Source organism: Kitasatospora sp. NPDC096128 (genome assembly GCF_040303105.1).
GTDB lineage: Bacteria > Actinomycetota > Actinomycetes > Streptomycetales > Streptomycetaceae > Kitasatospora.
The window spans coordinates 1-13,441 of record NZ_JBEOSP010000015.1 but is presented as its reverse complement, the minus strand read 5'-3'; the positions used below and the strand labels follow the sequence as shown (position 1 = coordinate 13,441).

Annotated in this window: 11 protein-coding genes, 1 tRNA gene and 1 pseudogene; 6 read left to right on the top strand and 7 right to left on the bottom strand. The window is 72.6% G+C overall.

What is annotated here, in order from left to right:
* Window positions 1–31 precede the first annotated feature (31 nt).
* Window positions 32–706, top strand: a complete 675-nt coding sequence (msrA, locus tag ABTY61_RS18245) for a peptide-methionine (S)-S-oxide reductase MsrA (RefSeq protein ID WP_350506020.1) — start codon at window positions 32–34, stop codon at window positions 704–706.
* Window positions 707–764: 58 nt separating this feature from the next.
* On the opposite strand, the gene ABTY61_RS18240 is transcribed toward msrA, so the two are convergent.
* Entirely contained in the window at window positions 765–3,080 is a 2,316-nt protein-coding gene (locus ABTY61_RS18240) for a serine/threonine-protein kinase (protein ID WP_350506019.1), read from the bottom strand.
* A gap of 243 nt (window positions 3,081–3,323) precedes the next feature.
* On the opposite strand from ABTY61_RS18240, the gene ABTY61_RS18235 reads away from it, so the two are divergent.
* Window positions 3,324–3,686, top strand: a complete 363-nt coding sequence (locus ABTY61_RS18235) for a cupin domain-containing protein (protein ID WP_350506018.1) — start codon at window positions 3,324–3,326, stop codon at window positions 3,684–3,686.
* 92 nt (window positions 3,687–3,778) lie between these two features.
* On the opposite strand, the gene ABTY61_RS18230 is transcribed toward ABTY61_RS18235, so the two are convergent.
* The 3 genes from ABTY61_RS18230 to ABTY61_RS18220 all read right to left on the bottom strand — a co-directional run bounded on the left by ABTY61_RS18230 (window position 3,779) and on the right by ABTY61_RS18220 (window position 7,548).
* Window positions 3,779–5,068 carry a L,D-transpeptidase gene (locus ABTY61_RS18230; RefSeq protein ID WP_350506017.1) on the bottom strand — a complete coding sequence of 430 codons (1,290 nt, stop codon included), beginning with the start codon at window positions 5,066–5,068 and terminating at the stop codon, window positions 3,779–3,781.
* Between the two features lie 188 nt (window positions 5,069–5,256).
* The gene (locus ABTY61_RS18225) at window positions 5,257–5,589 is read right to left on the bottom strand and encodes a hypothetical protein (protein WP_350506016.1); all 333 of its coding nucleotides are present in this window, start codon (window positions 5,587–5,589) and stop codon (window positions 5,257–5,259) included.
* A 558-nt stretch (window positions 5,590–6,147) separates the two neighbouring features.
* Window positions 6,148–7,548, bottom strand: a complete 1,401-nt coding sequence (locus ABTY61_RS18220) for a cystathionine beta-synthase (protein ID WP_350506015.1) — start codon at window positions 7,546–7,548, stop codon at window positions 6,148–6,150.
* A 232-nt stretch (window positions 7,549–7,780) separates the two neighbouring features.
* On the opposite strand from ABTY61_RS18220, the gene ABTY61_RS18215 reads away from it, so the two are divergent.
* From ABTY61_RS18215 to ABTY61_RS18205, 3 genes are all read left to right on the top strand, one after another.
* Window positions 7,781–8,845: an SGNH/GDSL hydrolase family protein gene (locus ABTY61_RS18215; protein WP_350506014.1), complete on the top strand. Its 1,065-nt coding sequence runs from the start codon at window positions 7,781–7,783 to the stop codon at window positions 8,843–8,845.
* Between the two features lie 65 nt (window positions 8,846–8,910).
* Window positions 8,911–10,131 carry an acetyl-CoA C-acetyltransferase gene (locus ABTY61_RS18210; RefSeq protein WP_350506013.1) on the top strand — a complete coding sequence of 407 codons (1,221 nt, stop codon included), beginning with the start codon at window positions 8,911–8,913 and terminating at the stop codon, window positions 10,129–10,131.
* Between the two features lie 290 nt (window positions 10,132–10,421).
* Window positions 10,422–11,378, top strand: a complete 957-nt coding sequence (locus ABTY61_RS18205; RefSeq protein WP_350506012.1) for a hypothetical protein — start codon at window positions 10,422–10,424, stop codon at window positions 11,376–11,378.
* Between the two features lie 114 nt (window positions 11,379–11,492).
* On the opposite strand, the gene ABTY61_RS18200 is transcribed toward ABTY61_RS18205, so the two are convergent.
* The 3 genes from ABTY61_RS18200 to ABTY61_RS18190 form a co-directional block, all read right to left on the bottom strand.
* Window positions 11,493–11,861 carry a hypothetical protein gene (locus ABTY61_RS18200; RefSeq protein ID WP_350506011.1) on the bottom strand — a complete coding sequence of 123 codons (369 nt, stop codon included), beginning with the start codon at window positions 11,859–11,861 and terminating at the stop codon, window positions 11,493–11,495.
* Between the two features lie 86 nt (window positions 11,862–11,947).
* Entirely contained in the window at window positions 11,948–12,814 is an 867-nt protein-coding gene (locus ABTY61_RS18195) for a Bax inhibitor-1/YccA family protein (protein ID WP_350506010.1), read from the bottom strand.
* Window positions 12,815–12,955: 141 nt separating this feature from the next.
* Window positions 12,956–13,037: transfer RNA gene (locus tag ABTY61_RS18190), tRNA-Leu, on the bottom strand.
* Window positions 13,038–13,294: 257 nt separating this feature from the next.
* Here ABTY61_RS18190 and ABTY61_RS18185 point away from each other — a divergent pair.
* Window positions 13,295–13,441, top strand: a pseudogene (locus ABTY61_RS18185) (ABC transporter ATP-binding protein); the annotation flags it as partial.

Genomic DNA, 13,441 nt, shown 5'->3' with positions numbered 1-13,441 from the left:
TGGGCAACCCTCCCTACCCCTGGAGCAGGCCGTGCTGTTCAACCGCCACAAGACCTCGCTCGTCCCCGCCGACCAGGCGCTGCCCGGCCGCCAGGCCCCGGGCTTCGCCCTGACCGAGCCGCACACCGTCCTCGGCCACCCGCTGACCGGCCCGTACCCGGAGGGGCTGGAGGTGGCCGACTTCGGGCTGGGCTGTTTCTGGGGCGCCGAGCGCACGTTCTGGCGGCTGCCCGGCGTCTGGACGACGCTGGTCGGCTACCAGGGCGGCTTCACGCCCAACCCGACGTACGAGGAGGTGTGCAGCGGGCTGACCGGGCACACCGAGGCGGTCCGGGTGGTGTTCGACCCGGCGGTGGTCTCCTACGAGCGGCTGCTCAAGGCCTTCTGGGAGGCCCACGACCCGACCCAGGGCAACCGCCAGGGCAACGACGTGGGCACCCAGTACCGCTCCGCGCTGTACACCCACTCCCCCGCCCAGGCCGCCGCCGCGACCGCCACCCGGGACGCCTTCCAGCCCGCCCTGACCGCGCTCGGCCACGGCCCGATCACCACCGAGATCGCCCCGGCCGGCCCGTTCTACCCGGCCGAGCCGTACCACCAGCAGTACCTGTCGGACGCCAAGAACCCCAACGGCTACTGCGGCCTGGGCGGTACCGGCGCCTCCTGCCCGATCGGCGTGGCCTCGACGCGGCAGAACAACGCCTGACCAGCGCGAAAGGGGGGTTGCGGACACCCGCACCCCCCTTTTCGCCGCCGCTCCTTGATCAGTTGCCGGGCTTCACCCGCAGGGGGGCCAGGGAGTCCAGTACGCGCTTCGCCAGGGCGTCCGGCAGCGGGCCGTACATGAGGTTCTCGCCGGCCGCCTGGCCCTGCGCGCCCAGCCCGTGGGCCAGGAAGTTCGTCAGGACGGCGGTGCCGGCGAAGGCGCGGTCGGCCCCGCCGTGGTCGCAGAAGCCGATGTAGCCGATGTCGACGATGGGGTAGCCGAGCGAGGTGGGCCTCGCGTAGTCGATCGTGACCGTCAGGTTGGTGCCCGTGCCCTGCACCGAGCCCCCGGCGGCCATGATGCCGGCGGACTGGGGGGTGAGTTCCACCGCCGGGGAGCCGCCGGACGTCACCTTGGCCTTCTGGAGGGTGCCGGCGTCCGGGAGCGGCACGAAGGACATCGACCACTGGTGCCCGGCGACGTAGGCGGGGAGGTCGGACGCGTTCGTGCCGGACGCGGGCCGCGACTTGTCGGGCCACGCCCGGCCCGGCTGGTACGGGAAGTCGGCGGGCGCCGCCTTGGCGAGGTACTGGGTGAGGATGGTGGTGGACGCCGACTCGTTGCTCGGGATCCGCACGTCGATCGGCGAGTCCGGCAGGTTCCAGATCGGGTTGAGCGCCTTGATCGCCGGGTCGTTCCACTTGGTGATCTTGCCGGTGAAGACCTTGGCGAGCGTCGGGGCGTCGAACCCCAGCCCCTGCAGCCCGGGCGCGTTGTAGACCACGGCGATCGGCAGCACGGTGACCGGGATCTGGGAGGCGTAGCCGGTGGGGCAGTGGCGGCCGACGACGGCCCGCTGATCGTCCGTCATCGGGGAGTCCAGGGCCACGCCGTCGGACTTGAAGGTCGCGTACTGGTCCATCACGGTGCCGCTCGCGGGGCCGTTGAAGGTGATCCCGACGCCCGGGCACTCCTTGGCGTAATCCGCCTGCCACTGCTTGACGAGGGCCACCTGCAGCCCGTCCGCGCCGACCGCCTGCTTGCCGTCGGGGCCGCAGCCGGAGGCGACGGTCGTCGTCACCGGGGAGGACGGGCCGGACTTCGGCCCCTGGGACGGCGGCTGGTTCGGGCCGTGGTCCCGCCAGGCGAGGAAGCCCAGGGTGCCCGCCGCGGCGACGACCACCGCGGACAGCGCCGAGCCGATCAGCACCCCCTTGCGCCTGCGCGGGCGCGCGGCGGCGTCGGCGAGGGACCGACGGGTGGAGGGGGCGGCCAGGTACGAGGGGACGGCCGGCGGGACCGGGCCCGTCGGCACTGCGGCCCCGGCGGGCGGAGCGGCGGGCGCCGCGGGCACAGGGGCCGGCGCAGCCACCGCCGCGGGCGGGACCGACGGGGCCGTCGGCATCGGAACGACCGGCCCCGGAGTCACTGGACCCGGCGCCACCGGCCCTGGAGTCACCGGCCCTGGAGTCACCGGCCCCGCGGCCGTCGGCGTCGGAGCGACCGGGTCCGGAGCCGGAACGGGAGCCGCTGCCGGCGCCACCGGCCCCGTCCGCAGCTGCACCGTCCGCTCCCGCGCCCCGTCCGCGACCAGCCGCAACAGCCCCTCCACCGTGGGCCGTCGCTCCGCCTCCTTGGCCAGGCACCCGACGATCAGCGGGTACAGCTCGGGCGCCAGCCCGGCGAGGTCCGGCTCCTCGTACACCACCCGGAACCCCACCGCGTGCGAGGAGTCCGCGCCGAACGGCCCGCGCCCGGTCGCCGCGAAGGCCAGCACCGAACCGAGGGCGAACACATCCGTGGCAGCGCTCGCCGTGCCGCTGCGGAACTGCTCGGGAGCCATGAACGGCGGGGTCCCGACAGCGACACCGGTGCTGGTCAGCTGGGTCTCGCCCGCGCTGCGCGCGATGCCGAAGTCGATGACCCGCGGACCGTCCTCGGCGAGCAGCACGTTGCCGGGTTTGAGGTCGCGGTGGACCAGCCCGACCCGGTGGATCTCCCGCAGCGCCTCGGCCAGCCCGGCGGCCAGCCTGCGCACCTCGGGCGGCGCCAACGGGCCCTGCCCGGCGACCCGTTCGCCCAGCGAGGGACCGGCGATGAAGAGCGTCACCAGCCAGGGCGCCGGCGCGTCGGCGTCCGCGTCCAGCACCGGCGCGGTGAACGCCCCGCTGACCTTGCGGGCGGCCGTGACCTCCTGCCGGAACCGGGCCCGGAACTCGGCGTCCGCCGCCAGCTCGGGCCGGATCACCTTCACCGCCACCTGGCGCCCGGACACCGACCGGGCGCGGTACACCACACCCATCCCGCCCGCGCCGAGCCTGCCCTCCAGGAGGTACCCGCCGATCTCCCGCGGATCGTTCTCCAGCAAGGTCACGTCCCGACCCCTCCCCCAGGCATGAACGGCCACCCGGCCGACCGACCCAGCCTAGTGGGGCACGGGTCCACGAACCGACGGCAGCCCTCGGAACCGCTGGCCCGTCCGCGGACCGCCCGGCCCCTACGGGCGCCCGCCACCCGAGGTGACCGCTCCCGGGGCCCGGCGCAGACTGGAAGGGCCAGCAAGGGCGACCCGGCCACCTGCCGGCGGCCGGGCCGTTCCTCGTGAGAGGAGTGCGCCATGTCCGGTCTGGTCCGCATGAGTTTCGAGGCGCCCGAGGAGGTCCGCCCCTTCGAGGACGGCTCGGGGGAGCTGCGTCTGGTGAACCTGGAGTCCGGCCCGGTCGGCCGGGCCGTGTTCGAGCCCGGCTGGCAGTGGTCCAAGCACGTGAAGCCGATCGCCGGGACGGACAGCTGCCAGGCGGCGCACCTGGGGTACGTGGTCTCCGGCCGGATGAGGATCGTCATGGACGACGGCCAGCAGGCCGACTACGGCCCGGGCGACTTCATGATCTGCCCGCCCGGGCACGACGCCTGGATCCTGGGCGACGAGCGGTGCGTGATCGTCGACTGGCAGGGCTTCGCGGACTACGCGAAGCGGTGAGACACCCCCGCCCCGCCCGAGGTCTCGGACGGGGCGGGAACAGGCGCGGGGCCGGGAGCAGAAGCGGGGGCGGGAGCGGGAGCGGGAGCGGGTCAGACCGCGCTGCCGGCCTTCCAGTCGGCCCAGCTCAGGTTCCAGCCGTTCAGGCCGTTGTCCGGGGCGACGGTCTTGTCGCCGGAGTTCCGGACCTCGACGACGTCACCGACGATCGAGGACTTGTAGAACTTGAAGCCGTCCGTGCTGCTGTCCTGGGCGCCCTTGGCGTCCTGCAGCCCGACGCAGCCGTGGCTGGTGTTCTGCCCGCCGAAGATCGACGACGGCGACCAGTAGTTGCCGTGGATGAAGGTGCCGGAGGTGGTGAGGCGCTGGGCGTGCGGCACGTCGGCGATGTCGTACTCGCTGCCCAGGTTGACGGTCTGCGAGTTCATCCGGGTCTGGGTGAACTGCTCGGAGATGACCATCTTGCCGCCCCAGGTGGTGTGCTCGGGGGAGCCGCCGGAGATCTTGTAGACGGCGCTGACCTGGCCGTCCGTGGTGACGGTGAGCTTCTTGGTGGCGAGGTCGGCGACGCTGGTCTGGGCCCGGCCGATGGTGAAGGCGACGTCCTTGGACTGGGTGCCGTAGACGCCCTTCGCGCCCTCGACGTCCTTGAGCCGGAGCTTCAGGGTGACCTTGGTGCCCTTGGCCCAGTACTCCTGCGGCCGGAAGTCGAGGCGGGTGCTGGAGAACCAGTGGCCGACGATCTCGACACCCGGCTCCGCTATCACCGTGATCGCCGACTGGACGGCCTTCTTGTCGGTGATCGGCTTGCTGAAGTTGATCGAGACCGGCATGCCGACGCCGACCACCGAGCCGTCCTCGGGAGTGAAGTAGCCCACGAAGGTGTTGGCCGGGGTCGCCGTGGTGAAGCTGGCGTTGGCGTCGGCCTCCAGCTTGTCCTTGTCGACGCCGCTGGCGGTGACGGCGTACTTGGTACCGCTGGCCGGGGCGGCGGCCGACGTCCAGCTGGTGTTGTCGGCGGAGAGCTGGCCGGCCAGCTCCTTGCCGGTGGAGTCGGTGACCTTGACGGTGCTCAGGGTGCCGTTGGCGACGGTGACCTTGACCGGCTCGCTGAAGCTGGCGCCGGTGGTGCCGTCCGCGGGGCTGACCGTGATCACGGCGGCCGAGGTCTTGGGGGCGCTGCTGCCGCCGCCGGAGCCCGGAGTGCCGCCACCGCCGTTGCCGGAGGCGCCGTTTCCGGAGCCGCCGTTGCCACTGCTGCCGCCGCTGTTGTCGTTGCAGGCCGCGAGCAGGAGGACCGGGGCCCCGATCAGGCCCGCGAGAACTCCGCGTCGGCTCCAGTTGCCTCCGGCCACCCGCCCCTGACCGTCCCGTGCCGTCACGTCGCGTCTCCCTGCTGATCTTCCCGGGCATTTACGGATACAGAAACGCAATCCGGCCGCTCACGGTTCCACCACCGAAGAGTAAGCGATCGTATGAGATGACCCAACTTCCCGCTGAACATGGGCAAAACACCCGGTCCGCCGACGGCGGACCGGGTGTTCACGGGTGGTGACGGCGCGAACGGCCGTTACTCGGCGGACTCCTCCACGGAGTACTCGTCCCACTCGTCGTTCTCGGGGTCGAACTCGGTCTGCGCCGACTCCCAGGTCGCCGAGGCGAGCTCCACACCCGGGACGTCGCCGAGCAGCGCGACCGGGTCGATGAAGTGGGCGAGCGAACCCGACGGGTCCACCTCGATGGCGTCGACGGACTGGGCGCGCTCCTCGTCGTCGAGGTACTCGTCCCCGGCGACCTGCTGCAGGGCCGCGGCCTTGAGCGCGCCCTCGTCGGTGATCTCCGCGATGAGTTCGATCTTGAGCTTGACGTAGCGCGGGGCGTCGGTCGTTTCAGTGCTGGTCATGCCAGCGAGCGTACGGGAACGTAGGCCCCCGGGCGTGCACAGGAGCAAGGGGGCCCGCGACAGGCCGGGGACGCCCGGGAGGACCGGCGCACGGGGAGCGGGCGCCGGACGGGCCCGGACACACGGAAGGGGCCGGTCCCTCGGAACGGGACCGGCCCCACCGCTCCGCCTCGGCTCCCCCACCCGGGAACCGCGGAGCCGCGCTTGTTACGGCGCGGTGATCGACCCGCGGGAGCCGCCGCACCCTGTCGACCGGCCGGAGCCGGACAGGGTCGGGACGACGGCGCCCCCCACGGAGGGCCCCTCCCTCCGACGAGCGGTCGGGGAGGGCGGACACGGCGGTCGGGTCAGGACCGTCCGACGTGTCCGGAGCCGGCCGCGACCGCCGGGGAGCCGCTCCCGGTGGACCGCTGCCGTCTCGCTCGGCGTCTTGCCGTTGACCACCACGATGCAGGAGCCGTGTTAAGCGCGTGCTGCGGACAGGTGACGCCGGTGTACCACTTCGCCCGTGGACGAATCCTCCGGTTCCGGCCACGGGCGAACGGTGGTGAGCAGGCGTCAGTGCGCGCCGCGGGTGGTCAGGTAGCCCAGCAGGTCCTGCCGGGTGACGATGCCCTGCGGCTTGCCCTCCACCAGCACCACCGCCGCGTCGGCCTTCTCCAGCACGGTCATCAGATTGGTGACGGTCTCGCCCGAGCCGACCACCGGCAGCGGCTTGGACATCACCTTGTCCAGGGTGTCGGTCAGCTCGATCTCCTTGGCGAAGATGCCCTCCAGCAGCAGCTTCTCCACCACCGAGCCGATCACCTCGCCGGCCATGATGTCCGGGTGCCCGGCGCCCGGGGAGACCACCGGCATCTGCGAGACGCCGTACTCGCGCAGCACCCGGACCGCCTCGGCGACCGTCTCGTTCGGGTGCATGTGGACGAACTGCGGGACGCCGCCCTGCTCCATGCCCTCCTTGCGGGCCAGCACCTCGCCGATGTGCGCCTCGTCGGTGGCCGAGGGCAGGAAGCCGTAGTCCGCCATCCAGTCGTCGTTGAAGATCTTCGACAGGTAGCCGCGGCCGCCGTCCGGCAGCAGCACCACGACGACGTCGTCCGGCCCGAGCTTCTTGGCGACCTCCAGCGCGGCCACCACGGCCATCCCGCAGGAGCCGCCGACCAGCAGGCCCTCCTCCTTGGCGAGGCGGCGGGTCATCTGGAACGAGTCCTTGTCGGAGACCGCGACGATCTCGTCCGCCACGTTGCGGTCGTAGGCGGTCGGCCAGAAGTCCTCACCGACGCCCTCGACCAGGTACGGACGGCCGGTGCCGCCCGAGTAGACCGAGCCCTCCGGGTCGGCGCCGACGACCTTGACCTTGCCGCCGGACGCCTCCTTCAGGTAGTTGCCGGTGCCGGAGATGGTGCCGCCGGTGCCGACGCCCGCCACGAAGTGGGTGATCTTCCCCTCGGTCTGCTCCCACAGCTCCGGACCGGTGGAGTAGTAGTGCGAGGCCGGGTTGTCCGGGTTGGAGTACTGGTCCGGCTTCCAGGCGTTCGGGGTCTCGCGGACCAGGCGGTCGGAGACGTTGTAGTAGGAGTCCGGGTGCTCCGGGGCGACGGCGGTCGGGCAGACCACGACCTCGGCACCGTACGCGCGCAGGGTGTTGATCTTGTCGGTGGACACCTTGTCCGGACAGACGAAGATGCACTTGTAGCCCTTCTGCTGGGCCACGATCGCCAGGCCGACGCCCGTGTTGCCGGAGGTCGGCTCCACGATCGTGCCGCCCGGCTTGAGGGCGCCCGAGGCCTCGGCGGCCTCGATCATGCGCATCGCGATGCGGTCCTTCACCGAGCCGCCGGGGTTGAAGTACTCGACCTTGGCCAGAACTGTCGCGGTGATGCCCTCGGTGACCTTGTTCAGCTTGACCAGCGGCGTGTTGCCGACCAGGTCGATGATCGAGTTGTGGTACCGCACGGGGGTCCTCCCGGTCTATGGGCATGCGAGTGCATTCGGTACTGCAAAGCCTAGGGCGTGGCACGCACCCCAGCCCTCCCTACCGGCACTCCCCGCTCGGCCGTGGGGCTCCACCAATGGCCCACCACCGCCCGCGACCCCGGTACTCCCGCCCTCCGCGCGGGTAAGAGCGCTGTGCAGGCAATGCCGTGGCCCCGGAGGGGGCGGCACGAGGACGCGAAGGGGGCAGCGGATGCCAGGGGCGCAGGACTCGCGGGCCCGGGTGGCCCGTCGGATCGCCACCGCGGCGGCGTACGGCGGCGGCGGGCTCGGTCTGCTCGGGGTGGGCCTGGTGGGGCTGCTGCTGACCGAGAGCAAACTCGCCATCCAGGCCATCGGGGTCCTGGAGACCGTCCCGCCCAAGGCCGACGGCGTCTACGGCGAGGCCTTCGCCGACGGCTGCGCACCGCCCGCACCGCCGCTCGTGCTGGCCGTCCTCGGCGACTCCACCGGCGCCGGACTCGGCGTGGCCCGCGGCCGCGAAACCCCGGGCGCGCTGCTGGCCGCCGGCCTGGCCTCGGTGGCCGAGCGCCCGGTGCGACTGGTCAACGTGGCCCGCTCCGGCGGCCGCTCGGCCGACCTCTCCGGACAGCTGGAGCAGGCCCTGCGACACCGCCCGGACGTCGCGGTGATCATGGTCGGGGCCAACGACGTGACCCGGCACAGCCCGGCCCAGCTCGCCGTCCGCCAGCTCGGCGAGGCCGTCGCCGCCCTGCGCGCCAACGGCTGCGAGGTGGTGGTGGGCACCTGCCCGGACCTCGGGACGATCAAGCCGGTGCACCCGCCGCTGCGCTGGGTGGCCCGGCGGCTGAGCCGCCAGCTCGCCGCCGCGCAGACCATCGCGGTGGTGGAGGCGGGCGGGCGCACCGTCTCGCTGGGCTCGCTGCTCGGCCCGGAGTTCGCCGCCCGCCCGGAGATGTTCGCCGCCGACCGTTACCACCCCTCCGCTCAGGGCTACGCCACCGCCGCGATGGCCGTGCTGCCCTCGGTCTGCGCCGCGCTCGGCTTGTGGCCGGAGGAGGAGCGCCCGAGCGCCGCCGTCCCGGGCGGCGAGACGGTGCTGCCGGTCGCGGTGGCCGCCGCGGCGGCGGCCGGCCGGGCGGGCACCGAGGTGGCGGCCGTGGACGCGGGGGGCGCGGGCCGGCGCTGGGCACTGCTGCGCCACCGGCTGCGGGTCGGCCCGGACGTGCCCCGGGAGCCCGGCGCGGAGCCCGGCGACACGTCGGCCAGCTCACACGCCGGGGCCGGTGACGGCTGAGCTACCACACGGTAACTTTCCTCCCGGACCGCCAAGTCCGCCGTCACTCAGCGAGGAGCCCCGCAATGCCCGAAGCCGTCATCGTCAGCGCCACCCGTTCGCCGATCGGCCGGGCGTTCAAGGGCTCCCTCAAGGACGTCCGCCCGGACGACCTGACGGCCCACATCATCCAGGCCGCCCTGGCCAAGGTCCCGCAGCTCGACCCGCGCGAGATCGACGACCTGATGCTCGGCTGCGGCCTCCCGGGCGGCGAACAGGGCCACAACCTGGCCCGCATCGTGGCCGTCCAGATGGGCATGGACTACCTGCCCGGCGCCACCATCACCCGCTACTGCTCCTCCTCGCTGCAGACCACGCGGATGGCGCTGCACGCGATCAAGGCCGGCGAGGGCGACGTCTTCATCTCGGCCGGCGTCGAGACCGTGTCGCGCAGCGTCAACGGCACCTCGGACGGCCTGCCGGGCACCATGAACCCGCTCTTCGACGAGGCCCAAGCCCGCACCAAGAAGCGCGCCGAGGAGGGCGGCGGCGAGTGGCACGACCCGCGCGAGGACGGCCTGCTGCCGGACGCCTACATCGCGATGGGCCAGACCGCCGAGAACCTGGCCGCACTCAAGGGCATCACCCGCGCCGACCAGGACGAGTTCGGCGTCCGCTCGCAGAACCTCGCCGAGGCCGCCATCAAGGCCGGCTTCTGGGAGCGCGAGATCACCCCGGTGACGCTGCCGGACGGCTCCGTGGTCAGCACCGACGACGGCCCGCGCGCCGGCGTGACCCTGGAGGGCGTGTCGGGCCTCAAGCCGGTCTTCCGCCCCGACGGCACCGTCACCGCCGGCAACTGCTGCCCGCTGAACGACGGCGCCGCCGCGCTGGTCATCATGTCCGACACCAAGGCCCGCGAGCTCGGCATCACCCCGCTCGCCCGGGTGGTCTCCACCGGCGTCAGCGCGCTCTCCCCCGAGATCATGGGCTACGGCCCGGTCGAGGCCTCCAAGCAGGCGCTCCGACGGGCCGGCCTGACCATCGACGACATCGACCTGGTCGAGATCAACGAGGCCTTCGCGGCCCAGGTCATCCCCTCCTACCGCGACCTCGGCATCGACCTGGACAAGCTGAACGTCAACGGCGGCGCCATCGCCGTCGGCCACCCCTTCGGGATGACCGGCGCCCGGATCACCACCACGCTGATCAACTCCCTGCAGTGGCACGACAAGCAGTTCGGCCTGGAGACCATGTGCGTCGGCGGCGGCCAGGGCATGGCGATGGTCATCGAGCGCCTCAGCTGACCCGCTCCCGCCGCTCCGAAGGGTCTGGACCACCCATTTGGAGTGACAGTGCGTAATTGAGGGCCGGATCACACCGAGAGGTCGATCCGGCCCTCTCCCATGTCGTTTCCGGCCCGGAAATCGACAGTGCGGAGCGGATCAACTCCACTGCGTAGAACGGTGTTACCTAACAATTTGGGGACAAGCGCGAAAGTCCCGGACGAATTAGACATTCGCCACTGCGGTAACAGCCCCGGATGGGGCAGTGTGGACACGTAACCCCGTTCCGCTCCTCGCTAGGAGTACGTTCCGTGAGCGCCGTCTACACCATCCTGCTGCTGATCCTGATCACCGTGTCGTCCGCCGTGCTGCTGCGCCTCCGGGGCATCTCCCGGCGCCTGGACGCACAGGCCGCGGCCCAGGCCGGGCCCGCACCGGTGGACGAGGGCGCGATACGCCGGGCCGTCGCCGAGGCGCTCGCCGCCGACCGCGAGCGGGAGATCACCGAGGCCCGGGCGTTCTGGGCCGAGCAGGAGGCCCGCGCGGCCGAGGACGCGCCACTGTTCGACTCCCCCTTCACCGGGGCGCCCTTCACCGAGGTGCTGGCCGGCACCGACGAGTGGCCGCTGTTCTTCCCCCGCCCCACCGGCCCGCAGGACGCCGCCGACAACGCCGGGACGATGGACCCGGAGTTCGGCGAGGCGCTGCGCTCCGCGCTGGAGGACCTGATCAACGAGGGCGGCACCGGCCCGACCGAGCCCGGCACCGAGGGCGGCGCCCCGCTGCGCCCCGGCCACCCGGTCGGCGAGACCCCCAAGGACGCCCGCGCCCGCCGCGAGGCCGACCTGCTGGCCACCGGCCTGGAGGCCGGGCTGCTGGACGCCGAGCCGGTCGTGGAGGAGGCCCCGGTCGCCGCGCCCGACCCGCGCCGCCACCCCTCGCACCCCGACTTCGTGCCGAGCCAGGCGCCCTCCCGCGAGTGGACCGACACCCGGCTCGCCGCCCTCGCCGAGGAGGCCGTCGCCCTGATCGACGTCCGCCCGGGCCCGCTCGGCACCCTGGACGTGTACGCCTTCGCCGACGGCACCACGCTGTGCGTGGCCCCGGGCGACCGGGAGGCCGCCTACCGGCTGATCGACGCGGTCCGTGCCGGTGAGCACGTCCGACTGCTCGGCGGCTCGCGCTTCTCCGGCTCCTACTCGCTGACCTTCTCCACCGACGAGGAGGCCGTCTACGTGCTCGCCGACCGGGTGGTCGCCAGCATCTGACCCCGCCTCAGCCACGCAGCAGGACCGAAGGCCGACCGGGTCACGGGGTTACCGACCGGGTCGGCCTTCGGCGCGTCCGGTTCCGGGCAGGCCCCCAGGGGCGCTCCGGGCGGCTCAGGCGCAGAGCCCGGCCGTCTCCCGCACCGCGGCCACCGCCCCGGCCAGCAGCTCGGCCGCCGGCACCGGACCGCCGGGCAGCGCCACCGCGACGCCCTCCGGCAGGGCCGCGAGCGCGGCCGCCAGGTCGTGCCCGGCGACGGCCAGCTGGTCCCCCGCCGCGAAGGCCCCGGCGTCCGGGAACTCCCGCTCCGGCCCGCCCTCCGCCGCCAGCGCCAGCGCGGCCAGTCGCCGTGCGAGCGCCAGCACCGCCGCCGCCCGCGAGGCATGGCCGGGCACGGCGCCCAGCAGCTTGCTCTGCGGCAGCGAGCGGAAACGATCCGCCAGGTTGTCCACGGCTTCGACCAAGGGCTGTACGTCATGCATGGGGAGGAGCCTAACCAAACGCCGCCGGGCCCCGGAGCGAAGTGCTCCGGGGCCCGGCGGCAGTGGTGGCGACGACCGGGGGTGCGTCAGTCGTCGCCGCGCAGGATCGCGATCAGCCGCAGCATCTCCATGTAGATCCAGACCAGCGACAGGGTGAGCCCGAAGGCCGCCCGCCAGGACTCCTGCTGCGGGGCGCCCTGCGCGATGGCCTCCTCGATCGCCGCGAAGTCCAGCGACAGGAAGAAGGCGCCCAGGCCGATGCCGACCAGGCCGACCACGATGCCCAACGGGCCGGAGCGCAGGCCCATGTCGGCGCCGAAGGCCATCGCGACCACGTTGACCAGCATCAGCAGCACGAAGCCCAGGGCGATCGCGAGGCCGATCCGCTGGTAGCGCGCGGTGACCCTGATCCGGCCGCTCTTGTACGCGAACAGCATCGCCGCGAACACCGCCGCCGTCCCCAGCACCGCCTGGATCACGATGCCGTTCAGCATGGTGTTGAAGGCGTGCGAGACGGCGCCCATCGCGAAGCCCTGAAGGGCCGCGTAGACCAGGATCAGCGCCGGGCTGACGCTGCGCTTGAACGAGACCACCAGGCCGACGACGAAGGCGACCAGCGAGGCGCCGATCGCGAAGCCGAAGTTCTCGAACGGCAGCGTGAACCAGGCCACCGCACCCGCGGCGACCAGGGTGAGCAGCGTCATGGCCGTACGGGCGACCACGTCGTCGAGCGTCATCCGCCCGGTGGCCGCCGGGCCGGCCGACGGCCCGTTGTACATCTGGTAGAGCTGCTCGTCCGTCAGCGGGCCCTGCCCCTGGGGCTGGGCGTACTGCGTCCCCGCGTAGGGGTTGCCGTACGGGCTCCCGGCCTGACCGGTGCCACCGAACCCCGCGTAACCGGGCTCGCGGGTGAAGGAACCCTCCCGCGAGAAGACCGGGTTGCTGCTTCTCATTGCACATTCCCTCCGTGGCGGCACTGCACCGCCCAGGTACCAGGGTAATGGCTTGGCAAAAATAGCGGGATACGCCGCGAGGAGGATCCGGTGAACGACTGCCGGCGGGGACGCCGGAGGCGTCCCCGCCGGCCGATGCGGTGCCCGGAGCCGGACTCGAACCGGCACGGCCTCGCGGCCAAGCAGTTTTAAGCTGCCCGTGTCTGCGTTCCACCATCCGGGCGTCCCGTGAACCACCCCTGAGACTAGTCGCCCGGCTCACCCTTTCGCATGTTCTCGGCCTCGGAAGTTGTCATGTTTCCTTGCCATCTGACGAACAGTTCGGGATTTGGCCACGAAGCACGGCGATTCCGGCCACCGCACCGCCCTCAGGGTTCCCGTCATACCGCAGGAGGAGGGTCCGGTACCTCCCGTACAACCAGCGGCGGTCGGGCCAACCGTTCGACGGGGCGACGCCGAACCATGATCACGTCGCGGAGCATGGAGGTACGAATCCGCGGACCAGCAAGGAGCACCCCCGTGACCACGTCGACCGCAACCGCCGTCCGTACCGGCCTGGCGGCCGCCCGCGCCACCGGCCTGAACAAGGTCTACGGGGAGGGGGAGACCCGGGTCGTCGCCCTGGAC

Excerpts from the sequence above, each read along its gene's own strand:
- ABTY61_RS18235 (WP_350506018.1), top strand. The coding sequence starts at position 3,324 with ATGTCCGGTCTGGTCCGCATGAGTTTCGAGGCGCCCGAGGAGGTCCGC.
- ABTY61_RS18225 (WP_350506016.1), bottom strand. The coding sequence starts at position 5,589 with ATGACCAGCACTGAAACGACCGACGCCCCGCGCTACGTCAAGCTCAAG.
- ABTY61_RS18215 (WP_350506014.1), top strand. The coding sequence starts at position 7,781 with ATGCCAGGGGCGCAGGACTCGCGGGCCCGGGTGGCCCGTCGGATCGCC.
- ABTY61_RS18210 (WP_350506013.1), top strand. The coding sequence starts at position 8,911 with ATGCCCGAAGCCGTCATCGTCAGCGCCACCCGTTCGCCGATCGGCCGG.
- ABTY61_RS18200 (WP_350506011.1), bottom strand. The coding sequence starts at position 11,861 with ATGCATGACGTACAGCCCTTGGTCGAAGCCGTGGACAACCTGGCGGAT.
- ABTY61_RS18195 (WP_350506010.1), bottom strand. The coding sequence starts at position 12,814 with ATGAGAAGCAGCAACCCGGTCTTCTCGCGGGAGGGTTCCTTCACCCGC.